The 17,522-nt window shown below is 72.0% G+C and carries 17 protein-coding genes; 14 read left to right on the top strand and 3 right to left on the bottom strand.

Annotated elements, in window-relative coordinates:
* Positions 1-64 precede the first annotated feature (64 nt).
* From AC1DT4_RS01165 to AC1DT4_RS01115, 11 genes are all read left to right on the top strand, one after another.
* Positions 65-1,234 carry an ROK family protein gene (locus AC1DT4_RS01165; RefSeq protein WP_477087926.1) on the top strand — a complete coding sequence of 390 codons (1,170 nt, stop codon included), beginning with the start codon at positions 65-67 and terminating at the stop codon, positions 1,232-1,234.
* Positions 1,231-2,943 (top strand): glycoside hydrolase family 13 protein, encoded by a 1,713-nt coding sequence (locus AC1DT4_RS01160; RefSeq protein ID WP_477087925.1) that lies wholly within the window; start codon positions 1,231-1,233, stop codon positions 2,941-2,943. The genes AC1DT4_RS01165 and AC1DT4_RS01160 overlap by 4 nt, the downstream gene beginning before the upstream one ends.
* A gap of 76 nt (positions 2,944-3,019) precedes the next feature.
* A complete protein-coding gene (locus AC1DT4_RS01155; protein ID WP_477087924.1) occupies positions 3,020-3,778 on the top strand; it encodes a DUF2306 domain-containing protein in 759 nt (252 codons plus the stop codon).
* Positions 3,779-3,786: 8 nt separating this feature from the next.
* A complete protein-coding gene (locus AC1DT4_RS01150) occupies positions 3,787-4,368 on the top strand; it encodes a pyridoxamine 5'-phosphate oxidase family protein (protein WP_477087923.1) in 582 nt (193 codons plus the stop codon).
* 248 nt (positions 4,369-4,616) lie between these two features.
* Positions 4,617-6,464: an acetolactate synthase large subunit gene (locus AC1DT4_RS01145; protein ID WP_477087922.1), complete on the top strand. Its 1,848-nt coding sequence runs from the start codon at positions 4,617-4,619 to the stop codon at positions 6,462-6,464.
* A 3-nt stretch (positions 6,465-6,467) separates the two neighbouring features.
* Entirely contained in the window at positions 6,468-6,992 is a 525-nt protein-coding gene (ilvN, locus tag AC1DT4_RS01140) for an acetolactate synthase small subunit (RefSeq protein ID WP_477087921.1), read from the top strand.
* Positions 6,993-7,036: 44 nt separating this feature from the next.
* Positions 7,037-8,065, top strand: a complete 1,029-nt coding sequence (gene ilvC, locus AC1DT4_RS01135; protein ID WP_477087920.1) for a ketol-acid reductoisomerase — start codon at positions 7,037-7,039, stop codon at positions 8,063-8,065.
* A 222-nt stretch (positions 8,066-8,287) separates the two neighbouring features.
* The gene (locus tag AC1DT4_RS01130) at positions 8,288-8,830 is read left to right on the top strand and encodes an ASCH domain-containing protein (protein WP_477087919.1); all 543 of its coding nucleotides are present in this window, start codon (positions 8,288-8,290) and stop codon (positions 8,828-8,830) included.
* Positions 8,831-8,883: 53 nt separating this feature from the next.
* Positions 8,884-9,948 (top strand): 3-isopropylmalate dehydrogenase, encoded by a 1,065-nt coding sequence (locus tag AC1DT4_RS01125; protein WP_477087918.1) that lies wholly within the window; start codon positions 8,884-8,886, stop codon positions 9,946-9,948.
* Between the two features lie 87 nt (positions 9,949-10,035).
* Entirely contained in the window at positions 10,036-11,157 is a 1,122-nt protein-coding gene (locus AC1DT4_RS01120) for a branched-chain amino acid aminotransferase (protein ID WP_477087917.1), read from the top strand.
* Positions 11,157-12,161: a serine hydrolase domain-containing protein gene (locus AC1DT4_RS01115; RefSeq protein WP_477087916.1), complete on the top strand. Its 1,005-nt coding sequence runs from the start codon at positions 11,157-11,159 to the stop codon at positions 12,159-12,161. The genes AC1DT4_RS01120 and AC1DT4_RS01115 overlap by 1 nt, the downstream gene beginning before the upstream one ends.
* 6 nt (positions 12,162-12,167) lie before the next feature.
* On the opposite strand, the gene AC1DT4_RS01110 is transcribed toward AC1DT4_RS01115, so the two are convergent.
* Positions 12,168-12,794 carry a hypothetical protein gene (locus AC1DT4_RS01110; protein ID WP_477087915.1) on the bottom strand — a complete coding sequence of 209 codons (627 nt, stop codon included), beginning with the start codon at positions 12,792-12,794 and terminating at the stop codon, positions 12,168-12,170.
* 369 nt (positions 12,795-13,163) lie between these two features.
* Between AC1DT4_RS01110 and cimA the strand changes: the two genes are divergently transcribed.
* The 3 genes from cimA (at position 13,164) to AC1DT4_RS01095 (ending at position 16,844) form a co-directional block, all read left to right on the top strand.
* Positions 13,164-14,786, top strand: a complete 1,623-nt coding sequence (gene cimA / locus AC1DT4_RS01105) for a citramalate synthase (protein ID WP_477087914.1) — start codon at positions 13,164-13,166, stop codon at positions 14,784-14,786.
* Positions 14,787-14,873: 87 nt separating this feature from the next.
* On the top strand, positions 14,874-15,746 hold the full coding sequence (locus AC1DT4_RS01100; RefSeq protein ID WP_477087913.1) for a hypothetical protein: 873 nt from the start codon (positions 14,874-14,876) through the stop codon (positions 15,744-15,746).
* Positions 15,747-15,785: 39 nt separating this feature from the next.
* Positions 15,786-16,844 carry a lipoate--protein ligase family protein gene (locus AC1DT4_RS01095; protein ID WP_477087912.1) on the top strand — a complete coding sequence of 353 codons (1,059 nt, stop codon included), beginning with the start codon at positions 15,786-15,788 and terminating at the stop codon, positions 16,842-16,844.
* 1 nt (position 16,845) lies between these two features.
* On the opposite strand, the gene AC1DT4_RS01090 is transcribed toward AC1DT4_RS01095, so the two are convergent.
* Both AC1DT4_RS01090 and AC1DT4_RS01085 read right to left on the bottom strand, forming a co-directional pair.
* Positions 16,846-17,154: a DUF202 domain-containing protein gene (locus tag AC1DT4_RS01090; protein ID WP_477087911.1), complete on the bottom strand. Its 309-nt coding sequence runs from the start codon at positions 17,152-17,154 to the stop codon at positions 16,846-16,848.
* Complete coding sequence (locus AC1DT4_RS01085; RefSeq protein ID WP_477087910.1) at positions 17,151-17,522, bottom strand: YidH family protein; 372 nt, start codon at positions 17,520-17,522, stop codon at positions 17,151-17,153. Before AC1DT4_RS01085 ends, AC1DT4_RS01090 begins: the two co-directional genes overlap by 4 nt.

Below are 17,522 nucleotides of genomic sequence, written 5' to 3'. Positions count from 1 at the left end.
GAGAGATCGCCGTCGTTTGGGGCCTCGTTCATGCCATGATGGAATCAATGAACGAAGCGAACGCATGCTGAGCGAGAGCGAGCGGGCTCTCGCGCGCGCGGTGCTGATCCATGGGCCGATCTCCCGCAGCGAGCTGACCAGCCGGCTCGGTCTGTCGCCGCCCAGCCTCACCCGCCTCGCGAAGCCCTTCCTCGACCGCGGGCTCCTGGTCGAGCTCGACGACCGCTCCGACGGGTCGGTCGGCCGCCCCGTCCGTCCGCTCGACGTCCGGCCCGGACTCGCCCAGTTCGCTGGCGTCAAGGTCACGGGCGACTGTCTGCACGTCGTCGCGACCGACGTGCGTGCCGGGCTCCTTGCGTACGAGGAGCACCCTCTGGGCACCCACGACCCGGACAGTGTCGCCGCGGAGATCGCGCGGGCGGTCCGGGGCCTCGGTGTCGACCGCATCGCGGGCGTCGGGGTGTCGCTCGGCGGCGCCGTGCGGGACGGGCGCGTGGAGTTCGCCCCGTTCCTCGACTGGACCGACGTGCCCTTCGCCCAGCTGGTCGAGGCCGAGCTGGGTGTCCCCGCATCGCTCGAGAACGACCTGGTCGCGCTCGCCGAGGCCGAGCGCTGGTTCGGTCTGGGTCGCGGCATCCCGGGATTCGTCGTCATCACCATCGGCGCCGGCATCGGGTACGCCCTGGTGGTGAACGGCGAGGTCGTGCGCTCCCGGGAGGCGGGCGTCGGCCTGGGCGGCCACATCCCGCTCGGCACGACCGGGCCGGTCTGCCACGCGGGCCACCGGGGGTGCGCCGAGGCCATGCTGACGTCCGGGTCGATCGCGGCCCAGGTGTCGGCCGCCCTGCAGAGACCTGTCGACTACGGCGAGGTGCTGCGTCTCGCCCGCGACGGCGACCCGGCGGCGACGACGGTGGTCGACGAGGCCGCGGCCGCCCTCGGGCGCCTCGTCGCCCTGTCGGTCAACCTGACCCTGCAGCCGGCGGCCGTCCTCGCCGGCGAGGGCATCGGGCTGTTCTCGGTCGCCGAGGAGCGCGTGCGGGCCGCCGTCGCCGCCGACCGCGACCCGCGCGCCGAGCCCGTCGGGCTGTACGTCGACGAGTCCGGCTTCTCCGCGTGGGCCCGTGGAGCCGCGACGGTCGCCATCCAGGACGCCGTCGACCGCATCGACCTCGACCAGGTGGACCAGGAGCTGCTGCCCACCCCCGCCCCCACGAGAGGAGCGCTCGCATGACGTGGACGACCCAGGACGCCCCGTGGTGGACCCGAGCCGTCGTGTACCAGGTGTACCCGCGCTCGTTCGCGGACTCGGACGGCGACGGCATCGGCGACCTGCGCGGCATCCTCGGGCGGCTCGACCACCTCGTCGCGCTCGGTGTCGACGTGGTCTGGCTGTCGCCCATCTACGCGTCGCCGCAGGACGACAACGGGTACGACATCAGCGACTACCAGGCGGTCGACCCGGTGTTCGGCACGCTCGCCGACCTCGACGAGCTGGTGGCCGCGCTGCACGCGCGCGGCATGAGGCTGGTCATGGACCTCGTCGTCAACCACACCTCCGACGAGCACCCGTGGTTCGTCGAGTCCCGCGACCCCGCGAGCCCGAAGCGGGACTGGTACTGGTGGCGGCCGCCGCGCGGCGGGATGGCGGCCGGTGCCCCCGGGGCGGAGCCCACCAACTGGCGCTCGTTCTTCGAGGGGTCGGCGTGGGAGCTCGACGAGCGCTCCGGCGAGTACTTCCTGCACCTGTTCAGCCGCAAGCAGCCGGACCTGAACTGGGAGAACCCGCAGGTCCGCGACGCCGTCTACGCGATGATGCGCTGGTGGCTGGACCGTGGGGTCGACGGCTTCCGGATGGACGTCATCAACCTCATCTCGAAGGACACCACGCTGCCCGACGGCATCGTCAGCGACGGGCTGCTCGCCGACGGCTCGCCGTTCTACGTCTGCGGGCCGCGCATCCACGAGTTCCTGGCGGAGATGCACAAGGCGGTCTTCGCCGGCCGGCCCGACCGGCTGCTGACGGTGGGGGAGATGCCCGGCGTCACGGTCGAGCAGGCGCGCGACTTCACCGACCCGGCACGGGAGGAGGTCGACATGGTGTTCCAGTTCGAGCACGTCGGCCTCGACCACGGCCCGGGCGGCAAGTTCGACGTCCGGCCGCTGCGGCTGCTCGACCTCAAGGCGTCGTTCGGGCGCTGGCAGGCCGGCCTGGCGGACCTCGGGTGGAACAGCCTCTACTGGGACAACCATGACCAGCCGCGCGTGGTGTCGCGGTTCGGGGACGACGGCGCGTTCCGACGAGAGTCCGCGACCATGCTCGCCACCGTTCTTCACCTCCACCGGGGCACGCCGTACGTCTACCAGGGCGAGGAGCTCGGGATGACGAACGCGCACTTCACGCGCTTCGACCAGTACCGCGACATCGAGACGCTCAACCACGTCGCGGTGGCCCGGACCGAGGGGCACGGGACCGACGAGGACCTGCTCGCGGGGATCGCCGCCATGGGCCGCGACAACGCCCGCACGCCGATGCAGTGGGACGGCTCGCCGCACGCGGGGTTCACCACGGGCACGCCGTGGATCGAGGTGAACGCGAACTACCCCTCGCTGAACGCGGAGATCGAGCGCGCCGACGCCGGCTCGGTCTTCCACTACTACCGGGCGCTCATCGCGCTGCGGCACGACGACCCCGTCGTGGCGCTCGGCGACTTCACGATGCTCCTGCCCGACCACGAGCACGTGTACGCGTTCACGCGCCGGCTCGGGGACGTCACGCTGACGGTCATGGGCAACTTCTCGGGCGACGTGCAGGAGGTCGACCAGGCCGAGGTGCGGGCCGAGGGCGAGCTCGTGCTGGGCAACTACGCGGACGCCGACCCGCTCAGCGACGGGGGCCGGATACGGCTGCGGGCGTGGGAGGCGCGGGTCTACCGGTCCTGAGCCGGGGGTGAGCCCCCGGGTCCGTCGGTGGGCAGGCGTGACAGACCGGGCGTACCGCGCTCCCTAGCGTCGAGGCATGAGCCTCGTCGACGCGCCGCCCCGACCCCGCACCCGGCCACGGTCCCGCGTCGGGTGGACGTGGGTCGCGCTGTCGTCGCTCGCGATCGCCGTCTACGCCGTGACCCCGTACCTCACGACGCCGCTGCACGAGCTGGCAGGCGACGCGGTGGGCCTGGCGGGCGCCTACGAGGACCAGCCGGCGTGGGTGCACGCCGCCTTCTACGTGCACATCGTCGGCGGTGGTGTCGCGCTGCTGGTCGGCCCGCTGCAGTTCTGGCGGTGGCTGCGCGAGCGTGCTCGCGTCGTGCACCGCGCGGTCGGCCGCGTCTATCTGGTGGCGGTGCTGGTCGGCGGCGTGGCGTCGCTCGCGCTGGCTCCGGTGAACTCCGCGGGGATGGTCGGCTTCGCGGGCTTCGGCACCCTCGCCGTGCTGTGGATCGGGACCGCGTGGCGCGGGTACCGGGCGATCCGGTCAGGCGACGTCCGCAGCCACCAGGCGTGGATGATCCGCAACTTCTCCCTGACCTACGCGGCGGTCACGCTCCGCCTCTGGACCGGGGTGCTCGTGGCGGCGCAGTCGCCGTGGATCGTGACGGGCGCCGACGCCGACGCCGCGTTCACCAACGCCTACGCCGTCGTCCCGTTCCTCGCCTGGATCCCGAACCTCGTGCTCGCCGAGGTCCTCGTCCGTCGCCGCGGGCTGCCCGCACTGCGGATCGTCGACGACCGCCCGGTCGGCCATGGCTACGCTCGGAGGGAGGTCGGCGAGGGGTAGGAGCAGGCGTGGGCAAGGTGCACGAGAGCATCGACGGTCGGTTGCGCGCGTTCGTCGAGGCGCAGCCGATGTTCTTCGTCGCGACCGCCCCGAGCGGTCCGGACGGGCACGTGAACCTGTCGCCCAAGGGCATCGCCGGGTCGTTCGTCGTGCTCGACGAGCACACCGTCGCGTACATCGACCTCACGGCGAGCGGGTCGGAGACGATCGCCCACCTGCGAGACAACGGCCGCATCACCCTGATGTTCTGCGCGTTCCAGGGTCCGCCGAACATCGTCCGCCTCTACGGCCGCGGCCGGTTCGTCACGCTCTACGACGAGGGTTTCGACGAGCTCGCCGCGCTGTTCCCGGAGACGCGCGGGGCCCGCGCCGTGATCGTGGTCGAGGTGGACCGGGTCTCCGACTCGTGCGGCTACGGCGTCCCGCTGATGGCTCTCGAGGGGGAGCGGGACCTGCTGCCTCCGTACATGGAGCGCAAGGGCGTCGAGGGCCAGGCCGACTACCGGCGGCTCAAGAACCGCACGAGCATCGACGGGCTGCCGGCGTTCGACATGGACCCCGTCGCCGACAGCGCGCCGTCCGCCCCTTGATCCCGTGAACCACGATGTGAGACGGACGAGTGGTGGCGTGACACATCGGAGACGTGGGCGTAGTGTCCAACGCGTGCAGACGATCCTCCTCGTAGTACTTCCTGAGCGCGCCGGCTAGAGGCCTCCCGCACAGGCCCCGTCAGCGCGCTCGCCCCTCGTCCAGCCCGTACGTGGCTCGAGGGGCTTTTCTGTGTTCGGAGCACCGCACCACCCAGGCAGCACCCCAGCAGCAAGTCAGGGAGACATCGATGGTCCAGGGCCCTCACCCGGCACCGCCGCGAACGCCCACGCCCACGTCTGCGACCCCGCGCGTCACCGCCCCGGCGACGACGAGCGCGATCGGGCCCGAGCAGGTCACCGGCGCGAAGTCGATCGTCCGCTCGCTCGAGGAGGCCGGCGTCGAGGTCGTCTTCGGCATCCCCGGCGGCGCGATCCTCCCGACGTACGACCCGCTGATGGACTCCACGCGGGTCCGCCACATCCTCGTGCGGCACGAGCAGGGCGGCGGCCACGCGGCCGCCGGCTACGCCGCCGCCACCGGTCGCGTCGGGGTCTGCATGGCGACCTCCGGGCCGGGCGCGACGAACCTGGTGACCCCCATCGCCGACGCCCACATGGACTCGGTGCCGCTCGTCGCGATCACCGGGCAGGTCTCGGCGTCGATGATCGGCACGGACGCGTTCCAGGAGGCCGACATCGTCGGCATCACGCTGCCGGTCACCAAGCACAACTACCTGGTCACCAACCCGGACGACATCCCGCGCGTCATCGCCGAGGCCTTCCACATCGCCTCGACGGGCCGCCCGGGACCGGTGCTCGTCGACATCGCGAAGTCGGCGATGCAGTCGCAGACCACGTTCTCGTGGCCGCAGGAGCTCACGCTGCCGGGCTACCACCCGGTCACCAAGCCGCACGCCAAGCAGATCCGCGAGGCGGCCCGGCTGCTGGCCACCGCGCGGCGCCCCGTCCTGTACGTCGGCGGCGGTGTCATCCGGGCCCGCGCGGCGGCCGAGCTGCGCGCGCTCACCGAGGCGTCCGGCGCCCCGGTGGTGACCACGCTGATGGCCCGCGGCGCGCTGCCCGACTCGCACCCGCAGCACGTCGGCATGCCCGGCATGCACGGCACCGTGCCCGCGGTCGCGGCTCTGCAGAAGGCGGACCTCATCGTCGCCCTGGGAGCCCGGTTCGACGACCGGGTGACCGGCCAGCTGTCGAGCTTCGCGCCGAACGCCACGATCGTGCACGCGGACATCGACCCGGCCGAGATCGGCAAGAACCGCCACGTCGACGTGCCCATCGTCGGCGACCTCAAGGAGGTCATGGCCGACCTGCTGCCCGAGCTCGCCCGCGAGCACACGCAGCACGGCCGGCCGGACCTCGAGGAGTGGTGGCGCCAGCTGGACGACTGGCGCTCGACGTTCCCGCTCGGCTTCGACGTGCCGGCCGACGGCCACCTGGCCCCGCAGCACGTCATCCAGCGGATCGGTGAGCTGTCCGGGCCGGAGTCGATCTTCGCCGCGGGCGTGGGTCAGCACCAGATGTGGGCCGCGCAGTTCATCAAGTACCAGCGGCCCAACTCCTGGCTCAACTCGGGCGGCCTGGGCACCATGGGCTACGCGGTTCCGGCGGCGATGGGCGCGAAGGTGGGCGACCCGTCGCGGACCGTCTGGGCGATCGACGGCGACGGCTGCTTCCAGATGACCAACCAGGAGCTGGCCACCTGCACGATCAACGAGATCCCGATCAAGGTCGCGATCATCAACAACTCGTCGCTCGGCATGGTGCGGCAGTGGCAGACGCTCTTCTACGAGTCCCGCTACTCCAACACCGACCTGAACACCGGGCACGGCACCGCGCGCATCCCCGACTTCGTCAAGCTCGCCGACGCCTACGGCTGCGCCGGCCTGCGCTGCGAGACGCTCGGTGACGTCGACGCGACGATCAAGCGCGCCCTCGAGATCAACGACCAGCCGGTCGTCATCGACTTCACCGTGTCGCGCGACGCGATGGTCTGGCCGATGGTCGCGGCCGGCGTCAGCAACGACGACATCCAGTACGCCCGGGGCATCTCCCCGGCGTGGGACCGGGAGGACTGAGCCATGTCCCGTCACACCTTGTCGGTCCTCGTCGAGAACAAGCCCGGCGTGCTCACGCGCGTCGCCGGCCTGTTCGCGCGGCGGTCGTTCAACATCCACTCGCTCGCGGTCGGTCCCACCGAGCACGACGAGATCTCGCGCATCACGGTCGTCGTCGACGTCGACGCCCTGCCGCTCGAGCAGGTGACCAAGCAGCTGAACAAGCTGATCAACGTCATCAAGATCGTCGAGCTCGAGGACGCGGCCTCCGTGCAGCGCGAGCTCGTGCTGGTGAAGGTCAAGGCCGACACCACGCAGCGCACCAGCGTCCTCGAGGTCGTCCAGCTGTTCCGGGCGCACGTCGTCGACGTCGTGCCCGACACGGTCGTCATCGAGGCGACCGGCGGACCGGGCAAGCTCGACGCCCTGCTCGCCGCCCTGGAGCCGTTCGGCATCCGGGAGATCGTGCAGTCCGGCACCGTGGCCATCGGCCGCGGGTCGCGCTCGATCACCGACCGCGCCCTCGAGCGCGTCAACCGCTCCGCCTGACCGACTTTTCACCACTGCAGAAACACACACCGAGGAGACCCATCGTGGCCGAGCTGTTCTACGACGACGACGCCGACCTGTCGATCATCCAGTCCAAGAAGGTCGCCGTCGTCGGGTACGGCAGCCAGGGGCATGCGCACAGCCTGAACCTGCGCGACTCCGGCGTCGACGTGACCGTCGGCCTGCGCGAGGGTTCCGCGTCGCGTGCCAAGGCCGAGAACCAGGGCCTCAAGGTCGCCTCGGTGGCCGACGCGGTCCGCGAGGCCGACGTCGTCGTCATCCTGGCGCCCGACCAGGTCCAGCGCATCGTGTACCGCGAGGAGATCGAGCCCAACCTGAAGGATGGCGCCGCGCTCGTCTTCGGACACGGCTTCAACATCCGCTTCGGCTACATCAAGCCCGCCGCGGGCCACGACGTCCTCATGGTCGCGCCCAAGGGCCCGGGTCACCTGGTCCGTCGCGAGTACGTCGACGGGCGCGGCGTGCCGGTCATCGTCGCCGTCGAGCAGGACGCCTCGGGCTCCGCCTGGGACCTGGCGCTGTCCTACGCCAAGGCGATCGGCGGCCTGCGCGCAGCCGGCATCAAGACCACGTTCACCGAGGAGACCGAGACCGACCTCTTCGGCGAGCAGGCCGTCCTGTGCGGCGGCGTCTCGCAGCTGATCCAGTACGGCTTCGAGACCCTCACCGAGGCCGGCTACCAGCCCGAGGTCGCGTACTTCGAGGTCCTGCACGAGCTCAAGCTGATCGTCGACCTCATCTTCGAGGGCGGCATCACCAAGCAGCGCTGGTCCGTGTCCGACACCGCCGAGTACGGCGACTACGTGTCCGGCCCGCGCGTCATCACGCCCGACGTGAAGGCGAACATGCAGGCGGTCCTCGGGGACATCCAGTCGGGTGCCTTCGCCGAGCGCTTCATCACCGACCAGGACGCCGGCGCGCCGGAGTTCAAGGCCCTGCGCGAGAAGGGCCAGAACCACCCGATCGAGCCCGTCGGCCGCGAGCTGCGCAAGCTGTTCGCCTGGGTGAAGCCGTCGGAGACCGACTACGTCGAGGGCAGCGCGGCGCGCTGACGCGACCTCCCCGGACGGCACCCTGGCCCCGGCCGGGGGTGCCGTCCTGCGTTCGGCCGCCGGCCGAGCTGCTGAGCACGTGTGCTCAGCACGAGGACGTGCGCTCGCGTCGTCGTGTGCCGGACCCACGTCCGTGTCGCGGCGCGCCGTCCCTCGGCGGCGGGGATGTGCCGCTGGGCTGCGCGTACGCAAGGATGGGCGCACGACGACGGAGGGACGACGATGACCGACGAGCAGGTGGAGGGCGTCGAGGGCGCGGTCGAGGACGTGCGCATCGCCGCGTTCTGGCAGGCGGCCCGAGGGCACGTGGGGTTCGGCAAGCTGGACAGCGTGCTCGGTGAGTCGCCCGAGGACGTGGTCCCCCCGCCGTCGTGGTCGTACGGCGACGACGCCGAGGCGGCGGAGCTGTTGGCCCGGGTGCTCGACGGCCGGCGCACGGCGCACGCGTTGGCCGTGGCCGAGCTCGAGCAGGTCGGCCTGGAGCTCCCGCGCGTGGGTGACCTGTCGATCGTGGTGGACGACGCGGGAACCCCCCGGGCGCTGCTGCGCACGACGGAGGTCGCCGTGGTGCCGTTCGACCAGGTCGACGCGGACCACGCCGCCGCCGAGGCGGAGGGCGACGGGTCGCTGGAGTTCTGGCGGACGCACCACGAGGAGTCGTGGCGCCGGGTGCTGGGGGACGGGTTCTCCCCGAGCACCGACGTGCTCCTCGAGCGCTTCGAGCTGATCTACCCGACGAGCGGCCCGACCCCCGCGGTCGACTGACCGCACTGTGAGACATCCGTCCCGAGCGGTGGGACGGGGTCTAGGCTCGATCCATGGTCGACACCTCCTCCGCAAGGGACATCCGCCTCGCTGTCGTCGCCGGTGACGGCATCGGCACGGAGGTCGTCGAGCAGGGCCTGCTGGCCCTCGACACCGCTCTGCACGGCGGGTCCGTCACGGTGTCGACGACCGACTTCGACCTCGGCGCGCGCCGCTGGCACGCCACGGGCGAGACGCTGACGGACACCGACCTCGACGCGATCCGCGCGCACGACGCCATCCTGCTCGGCGCCATCGGCGACCCGAGCGTCCCGTCGGGCGTGCTCGAGCGCGGGCTGCTGCTCAAGCTGCGCTTCGCGCTGGACCACTACGTCAACCTGCGCCCGAGCCGCCTGTACCCCGGCGTCGCCTCTCCGCTGGCGAACCCCGGCGAGATCGACTTCGTGGTGGTCCGCGAGGGCACCGAGGGCCCGTACGTCGGCAACGGCGGCGCGATCCGCGTCGGCACCCCGCACGAGGTCGCCAACGAGGTGTCCGTGAACACGGCGTTCGGCGTCGAGCGTGTGGTCCGCGACGCGTTCGCCCGTGCCGCGGCCCGCCCGCGCAAGAAGCTCACGCTGGTGCACAAGCACAACGTGCTCGTGCACGCCGGTCACCTGTGGCGTCGCACGGTCGAGGCCGTGAACGCGGAGTTCCCCGACGTGACCGTCGACTACCTGCACGTGGACGCGGCGACCATCTTCCTGGTCACCAACCCGTCGCGGTTCGACGTGATCGTCACCGACAACCTCTTCGGCGACATCCTCACGGACCTCGCCGCCGCGATCACCGGCGGCATCGGCCTGGCGGCCTCGGCGAACATCAACCCGGACCGCACGGCGCCGAGCATGTTCGAGCCCGTGCACGGCTCCGCCCCGGACATCGCGGGCCAGGGCAAGGCCGACCCGACCGCCACGGTGCTGTCGGTCGCCCTCCTGCTCGAGCACCTGGGCCTCGCCGACGAGGCCGCGCGCGTGGAGAAGGCGGTCGCCGACGACATCGCGGAGCGCGGCCAGGCCGAGCGAGTACGGTCGACGGCCGAGGTGGGCAAGGACCTCGCCGCGCGCATCGCCGGCTGATCCAGGTCCGGGGGAGAGCCCTCGGATATCCACCCGGCCGTCCTCACCGGTACCGTCAAACCTGACTCTGGTGAAAGGCCCCCGCAGATGAGCACTACGACGAACCCCACGACCACCCCCACCTCTGCCGACCTCTTCGAGGTGACGCGCACGGACACCCCCGTCCCCGACGAGCAGCGCGAGGCCGCGCTGGCGTCGCCGAAGTTCGGCACGGTGTTCACCGAGCACATGGCCCGCATCTCGTACTCGCAGGAGAGCGGCTGGACCGGTCGCCGCATCGAGAAGTACGGCCCCCTCCTGCTCGACCCCGCGACCGCGGTCCTGCACTACGCGCAGGAGATCTTCGAGGGCATGAAGGCGTACCGGCACGCCGACGGCTCGGTGTGGACGTTCCGCCCGCGCGCCAACGCCGCGCGGTTCGCGCGGTCGGCCCGACGCCTGGCGCTGCCGGAGCTGTCCGAGGCGGACTTCCTCGGCGCCATCCACGCGCTCGTCGCGACGGACCGGGCGTGGGTGCCGTCCGGCGAGGAGACCAGCCTCTACCTGCGCCCGTTCATGTACGCGTCGGAGAGCTTCCTCGGGGTGCGGCCGTCGCTGGAGGCGGAGTTCCTCGTCATCGCGTCGCCCGTGGGCCCGTACTTCGCGGGCGGCGTGCGCCCGGTGTCCATCTGGGTCGACCAGGAGTACCACCGCGCTGGCGCGGGGGGCACCGGTGCCGCCAAGTGCGGCGGCAACTACGCCGCGAGCCTGCTCCCGCAGCAGGAGGCGTACGCCAAGGGCTTCGAGCAGGTCTGCTTCCTCGACGCGTCGACGAACACCCAGCTGGAGGAGCTCGGCGGGATGAACGTCTTCGTCGTCTACGCGGACGGCTCGGTGGCCACGCCGCCCGTCTCGGGGTCGATCCTCGAGGGCGTGACGCGCATGTCGATCCTGCGGCTGCTGACGGACGCGGGGCACGAGGTGTCGGAGCGCCCGATCCCGCTGGCCGAGCTCCAGGCGGGCCTGGCCGACGGCTCGGTGCGCGAGGTCTTCGCGTGCGGGACGGCCGCCGTCATGACGCCCATCGGCCGCATGGCCAGCGACGACTTCGACCTCACGGTCGGGGACGGCGAGGCCGGACCGGTCACCACGCGCATCCGCGCGGAGCTGACGGACATCCAGTACGGGCGGGCCACCGACCGGCACGGTTGGCTGCACCGCCTCGTCTGATGTCGCTCGAGGAGGACGTCGACCGCATCGCGACCGAGACCGGCTTCGCGGGCGTGGTGCGGGTCGACCGCGCCGGCACGACGGAGCTCTCCGCCGCGTACGGCCTGGCGGACCGGCGGCACGGCATCGCCATGACGCCGGACTCCCAGGTGGCGATCGCGAGCGGGTCCAAGGCCATGACCGCGCTCGCCGTGATGAGCCTCGTCGAGGACGGCACGCTCTCGCTGGGCACGACCGCGCGCTCGCTGCTCGGCACCGACCTGCCGCTGATCGCCGACGACGTCACGGTCGAGCACCTGCTCGCGCACCGGTCGGGCATCGGCGACTACCTCGACGAGGACGACGACACCCCGATCAGCGCGTACGCGATGCCGGTCCCGGTGCAGGAGCTGGCGACGACGGAGCAGTTCCTCGCGGTCCTCGACGGCTTCCCGACGTCGTTCGTCGCGGGGGAGCGGTTCTTCTACTGCAACGGCGGGTACGTCGTGCTCGCCCTCCTGGCGGAGCGTGCCTCCGGGGTGCCGTTCCACGACCTGGTCCGGCAGCGCGTCTGCGCGCCGGCCGGCCTGGCCGACACCGACTTCCTGCGGTCGGACGCGCTGCCGGGCCGTGCGGCCCTCGGCTACGTGGAGATGGACGGCGAGTGGCGGACCAACGTGTTTCACCTGCCGGTGCTCGGTACGGGGGACGGGGGGATCTACACCACGGGCGCGGACGTGCACCGGTTCTGGACCGCGCTCTTCGCGGGCGCGATCGTGAGCAAGGAGTCGGTCGCCGAGATGGTCCGGCCCCGCAGCAAGGCGCCCGAGGACGACCGGCGCTACGGCCTGGGGTTCTGGGTGCACCCCACCAAGGACGTGGTCCAGCTCGACGGCTACGACGCCGGAGTCTCGTTCCGGAGCCTGCACGACCCGGCCGACGGGCTCACCGTGACGGTCGTCGGCACGACGGCGGACGCCGCGTGGCCGGTGGTCCGGGCGCTCGCGGCCGAGCTGATCGGCTGACGGGAGTCAGTCGACCGACGACCCCGGGCGCAGCGTCCGACCCAGGACGCCGACGAGCAGCGACCAGATCGCGATGCCGATGAGCGCGTTCACGATGCCCGCCGAGATCGACGACTCGAGGACGTCGGTCCAGGTGAGCGGCAGGAGCGCGGCCGTGAGGGTGCCGAGGAACATGATCCAGCCGAAGAACGCCTTGGGCTTCGGCGTGGTGAGTACCAGCAGGTGCAGCAGCCCACCGGCGAGCACCGCGAAGACGGCGGCGCCGACCACGTAGGCGGCCCCGGTGGAGTTGGTGCCGAAGATGTCCTTCACGGCCAGCTCGATGGAGAGGATCTGGTCGACGATCACGACCCCGACCAGGCCGACGAGCGCCGCCACCAGGGCCGTCGCGACGACCCCGGCCCAGTAGCGCCCGGCGTCCACGGACGGACCTGCCGGGCGGGACGGTGCGGGGGCCGGTGCGGGCGCGGGAGCGGCTGCAGGCGGGACCTGCGCGGGCTGCAGCGCCGCCGGGAAGACGACCGTGGGGTCCGACACTGGCGGCGGCGGGGCGGGCGACGGTGCCGGCGGCGGGGCCGGTGTCGAGTGCGGGTAGGCGGACTGGCGCTCCGGAGGGGGAGTAGGGGTGGACATGCTGCCTCCTGGTAGGTCGACCCACCTGCACGCCGCCGGTGACGGCACGTGTCCACGGTAGCGAACCGGACACCTCGGACACGCGTGGTCGGGCAGCCACGCCGTGGGCACTGTGTCCAAGGCGTGGAACGCGTGACCACGGATGGTGACGTGTGCCACGATGCACGGGTGACCCGCTCCTTCCTCATTATCGAGTAGCGCGTCGGCCCACCAGCTGACGCGCAGACCTCCCGTACCCCGGGGGGTCTTTTTGTTGGTCGGAGCACCACCCCCGCCCCGACTACCGTCGACTGCACCGGCACACCCCCGCCGGCGGATCGTTCTCCGCAGTAATGACGTCGCCCGTCCCAGCACCGAAGAGAGCCCATCGTGTCCGTCCCCGTCAGCACCCCGTTCCAGGTCTACGACACGACCCTGCGCGACGGTGCCCAGCAGGAGGGGATCAACCTCTCCGTCTCCGACAAGCTGGCCATCGCCCCGCTGCTCGACGAGCTCGGCGTGGGCTTCATCGAGGGCGGCTGGCCGGGCGCGGTGCCCAAGGACACGGAGTTCTTCAAGCGGGCCGCCAAGGAGCTGGACTTCCGCAACGCCGAGCTGGCGGCCTTCGGCAGCACCCGCAAGGCCGGGACGCGCGCGGTCGACGACCCGCAGGTCCGTGCGCTCGTGGACTCCGAGGCACCCGTCGTCGCGCTCGTCGCCAAGCACGACCTCCGGCACGCGGAGCGGGCGCTGCGCACCACCGGCGACGAGAACATCGCGATGATCGCGGACACCGTGGCGTTCCTGGTGCGCGAGGGCCGCCGGGTGGTGGTGGACGCGGAGCACTTCTTCGACGGCTACCGCTTCGACCCGGCGTACTCGCGCGCGGCCGTCCTCGCCGGCTTCGAGGCCGGCGCCGAGGTGGTCGCGCTGTGCGACACCAACGGCGGCATGGTGCCCACGTGGGTGGCCGAGATCGTGCACGAGATCCGCGGCGCCGTCGGGCCCGACGCCGTCCTGGGGATCCACGCGCACAACGACTCCGGCTGCGCTGTCGCCAACACCCTGGCCGCCGTCGAGGCCGGCTGCACCCACGTGCAGGGGACGGTCAACGGGTACGGCGAGCGCACCGGCAACGCCGACCTGCTGGCGGTCGTCGCCAACCTGCAGCTGAAGTACGGGCTGCCCGTGCTCAAGGTCGACGAGGGCCTGCCGGGCGGGCTCGGCGAGCTCACGCGCATCGCGCACGCGATCAGCGAGATCACGAACATCTCGCCGTTCGCCCGGTCGCCGTACGTGGGCGCCAGCGCGTTCGCGCACAAGGCCGGCATCCACGCGTCGGCCATCAAGGTGGATCCCGACCTCTACCAGCACACGGACCCGGCCAACGTCGGCAACGACATGCGCATGCTGATCTCCGACATGGCCGGCCGCGCGTCGATCGAGCTCAAGGGCCGCGAGCTCGGGTTCGACCTGTCCGGCCGCCCGGAGCTCCTGGGCCGCGTGACGGACCGGGTCAAGGACGCCGAGGCGAACGGCTACACCTACGAGGCGGCGGACGCGTCCTTCGAGCTGCTCCTGCTCGAGGAGATCGACGGCCAGCGGCCGCAGTACTTCCGCGTCGAGTCGTGGCGGACCATCGTCGAGCGCAGCGGCGGCCGGGGCACCCCCGCGACCGCGGAGGCCACGGTCAAGCTGCACGCGGGCGGGGAGCGGATCGTCAGCACCGGCGAGGGCAACGGCCCGGTGAACGCGCTCGACCACGCGCTGCGGCTCGCGCTGGTCCGGGTGTACCCGGAGCTCGAGGACTTCGAGCTCATCGACTTCAAGGTGCGCATCCTCGACTCGATGCACGGGACCGACGCGGTCACCCGCGTCCTCATCGAGATGACCGACGGCCAGCGGTCGTGGAGCACCGTCGGAGTGGGTCCCAACCTGCTCGAGGCGTCGTGGGAGGCGCTCACCGACTCCGCCATCTGGGGGTTGCGCAACCGCGGCGTCGTGCCGCGCTGAAGTTCATCCCTGCACAGTCGGCCGCAGCGGCTTAGCCTCGGACCAACGGCCGCTGCAGTGCGGCCGCCGACGTGAGAAGGAGCGGTCGTGTCCGGCAGTGTGCCGCAGCCCGTGGTCCCGGGTCCCGGGGACGAGCCGCCGGCAGGGGCACCCGGTCGGTCGCGCCGCGGGTGGTGGTGGCTGCTGGTCGCGGTGCTCGCGATCGCCGTCGTCACCGTCCTGGTGGCGCAGCCCTGGCAGCCCGTGGAGACGGAGCCGACGCCGACCGAGACCGTCACGGTGACGCCGTCGGAGACGACGGCGCCGAGCACACCGCCACCGTCGGCCTCCGTCGGGCCGCCCGGTGCGGACGCGGTCTTCGACGCCACGACGGCCACCGGGTTGTTCGTCACGCCGGAGGAGCTCGTCACCGACGTCCCCGCCGCGAAGCCGGGAGTGCAGCCGCTGATCACCACGGGGACCTGGGGCCTCCCGGTCGGATCGAACATCGAGCCGGAGCAGTGCGTGACCGCGGTGACGGTCGTTCAGCAGCCGCCCACCTGGTACGACACCCGCATGTGGGGGAACACCGCGTTCACGTTCGACCAGGAGATCGTCCTGCTGCCCGACCCGGCCGCCGCGCGCGAGGCGTTCCGCGCGCTGGTGACCACGGTCGACGCGTGCCCCAAGTACAGCCAGGTGAACGCGGGCGTCGACGGCGCGACCTGGACCGCGGAGCCCGCCATCGAGGGCCAGGGCGTCTATCCGTCGATCGTGCAGGAGATCACGCACGCCGCCGAGGGCACGACGCAGCCCACGTACCGCGGCCACATGCTCGTCGGCAACACCATCGTCACCTGGACCGCCGAGTCGCTCGCGACGGGCGACCAGGACGCGGCGCTGGCGACGCTCGGCGACCCGGCCAGCCTCTCGGCGATGGTCCAGGGCCGGGCGCAGTCGGCCGTGCAGGCGCTGGGCTGACGACCCACGTGGCCTGGCCCATGCACCTACGCTGGGCCCGTGCACGGTGAGTACAAGGTTCCCGGCGGCAAGCTCGTCGCGGTCGACCTCGACGTGGTGGACGGGCTGCTGAGCGGCGTCAGCGTGAGCGGGGACTTCTTCCTCGAGCCAGACGAGGCGCTCGAGGTGCTCTCGTCGGCGCTCGACGGTCTGCCCCGGGACGCGCCGGTCAGCCGGTTGGCCGATGCCGTGACCTCGGCGCTCGCGCACGAGGAGCAGCCGGTCACCATGGTCGGCTTCGACGCGCACGCGGTGGCCGTGGCGGTGCGGCGGGCGCTGGGGCTGTCGACCGCCTGGACCGACCACACGTTCGAGCTGATCCATCCGGGTCCGCTGCCGCCCGCGCTGCACACCGCGCTCGACCAGGTGCTGACCGAGGAGCTGACCGCCGGCCGGCGCGGCCCGACGCTGCGGTTCTGGGAGTGGGTGGAGCCGGCCGTGATCATCGGGTCGTTCCAGTCGCTGCGCAACGAGGTCGACCTGGAGGCCACCGAGCGCTACGGCATCACGGTGGTCCGGCGGATCTCCGGCGGCGGGGCGATGTTCATGGAGGCGGGCAACTGCATCACGTTCTCGCTGGTGGTCCCGGCCTCCCTGGTGGACGGCATGACGTTCGAGGAGTCCTACGGGTTTCTCAACCAGTGGGTGCTGGGAGCGCTCGCGGACGTCGGCGTGCAGGCCTTCACCAGCGGCCTGAACGACATCGCCTCACCGGCGGGCAAGCTGGCGGGGTCCGCGCAGAAGCGGATGGTGGGCGGCGCGGTGCTGCACCACGTGACCATGTCCTACGACATCGACGCCGACAAGATGCTCGAGGTGCTCCGGATCGGCCGCGAGAAGCTGTCCGACAAGGGGACGACGAGCGCGAACAAGCGCGTGGACCCGGTGCGCTCGCAGACCCAGCTGCCGCGCGAGGCCGTGATCGCCGCGTTCGCCGCGCACTTCCGCAGCCGCTACCCGACCGTCGACGGCACGCTGCGCCCGGAGGAGCTGGAGCGGGCCGGCGAGCTGATGCGGACCAAGTTCGCCGACCCGGGGTGGACCGCGCGGGTGCCGTGACTCAGGCGCCGTGGAGGAGCACGAACGCCACGGCGGCGATCCCCATCACGACGAGCGAGAGCGCGCACGCGGTCACGAGGCGGCCGCCCGGCGGTACGTGACGCCCGACGAGATGGCGTCGGTGCGAGGTGATGGCCAGCGCGACGGCGGCGACCAGCCCGATCCCCGCGATGCTCCACGCCGAGGCGCCGACGTACTGCTGGAGCAGGTGGGCCGCCGCGATCCCGCCGCCGAAGAGCCCCAGCGACGTGCGACGCCACGCGAGGTGCGTGCGCTCGACGGCCAGCGTCGTCGGCGCCGCGTCGGTCATGCCAGCGCCAGGCCGACGAGCACGAGCCCGCCCGCCACGCACACCCCGATGACCAGCAGGCCGAAGGCCGACGGTGCGGGCAGCGGTGTGCCGGTGCGCACGGAGCGCTCCGCGCGGGCCCAGCCGAACCAGGCGAGCACCGGCGCGACGACGCCGATCGCGACGAGCACCATGGCCGCCGCGAACCGCAGGTCGGGCTGGACCGGCAGGTCGAGGGCCTCGAGCGCCACGCCGCCGGCGAGCAGGGCCAGCGAGGTGCGGATCCAGGCGAGGAACGTCCGCTCGTTCGCCAGGGAGAACCGCGCGTCGGGTTCCGTGCCCGCCCCGTACACCCACCGGGGGAACCGGCCGTCCCGCTCGTCGTCCAT

The organism is Cellulomonas sp. P4_D11, from assembly GCF_056401915.1.
This window is presented reverse-complemented; position numbering and strand designations above follow the sequence as displayed.

What these genes read in the sequence shown, in the direction of transcription:
- ilvN (WP_477087921.1), top strand. Translation starts at nt 6,468, where the DNA reads ATGTCCCGTCACACCTTGTCGGTCCTCGTCGAGAACAAGCCCGGCGTG.
- AC1DT4_RS01120 (WP_477087917.1), top strand. Translation starts at nt 10,036, where the DNA reads ATGAGCACTACGACGAACCCCACGACCACCCCCACCTCTGCCGACCTC.
- AC1DT4_RS01155 (WP_477087924.1), top strand. Translation starts at nt 3,020, where the DNA reads ATGAGCCTCGTCGACGCGCCGCCCCGACCCCGCACCCGGCCACGGTCC.
- AC1DT4_RS01130 (WP_477087919.1), top strand. Translation starts at nt 8,288, where the DNA reads ATGACCGACGAGCAGGTGGAGGGCGTCGAGGGCGCGGTCGAGGACGTG.
- AC1DT4_RS01090 (WP_477087911.1), bottom strand. Translation starts at nt 17,154, where the DNA reads ATGACCGACGCGGCGCCGACGACGCTGGCCGTCGAGCGCACGCACCTC.
- AC1DT4_RS01165 (WP_477087926.1), top strand. Translation starts at nt 65, where the DNA reads ATGCTGAGCGAGAGCGAGCGGGCTCTCGCGCGCGCGGTGCTGATCCAT.
- AC1DT4_RS01110 (WP_477087915.1), bottom strand. Translation starts at nt 12,794, where the DNA reads ATGTCCACCCCTACTCCCCCTCCGGAGCGCCAGTCCGCCTACCCGCAC.
- AC1DT4_RS01145 (WP_477087922.1), top strand. Translation starts at nt 4,617, where the DNA reads ATGGTCCAGGGCCCTCACCCGGCACCGCCGCGAACGCCCACGCCCACG.
- AC1DT4_RS01160 (WP_477087925.1), top strand. Translation starts at nt 1,231, where the DNA reads ATGACGTGGACGACCCAGGACGCCCCGTGGTGGACCCGAGCCGTCGTG.
- AC1DT4_RS01115 (WP_477087916.1), top strand. Translation starts at nt 11,157, where the DNA reads ATGTCGCTCGAGGAGGACGTCGACCGCATCGCGACCGAGACCGGCTTC.
- AC1DT4_RS01085 (WP_477087910.1), bottom strand. Translation starts at nt 17,522, where the DNA reads ATGGACGACGAGCGGGACGGCCGGTTCCCCCGGTGGGTGTACGGGGCG.
- AC1DT4_RS01125 (WP_477087918.1), top strand. Translation starts at nt 8,884, where the DNA reads ATGGTCGACACCTCCTCCGCAAGGGACATCCGCCTCGCTGTCGTCGCC.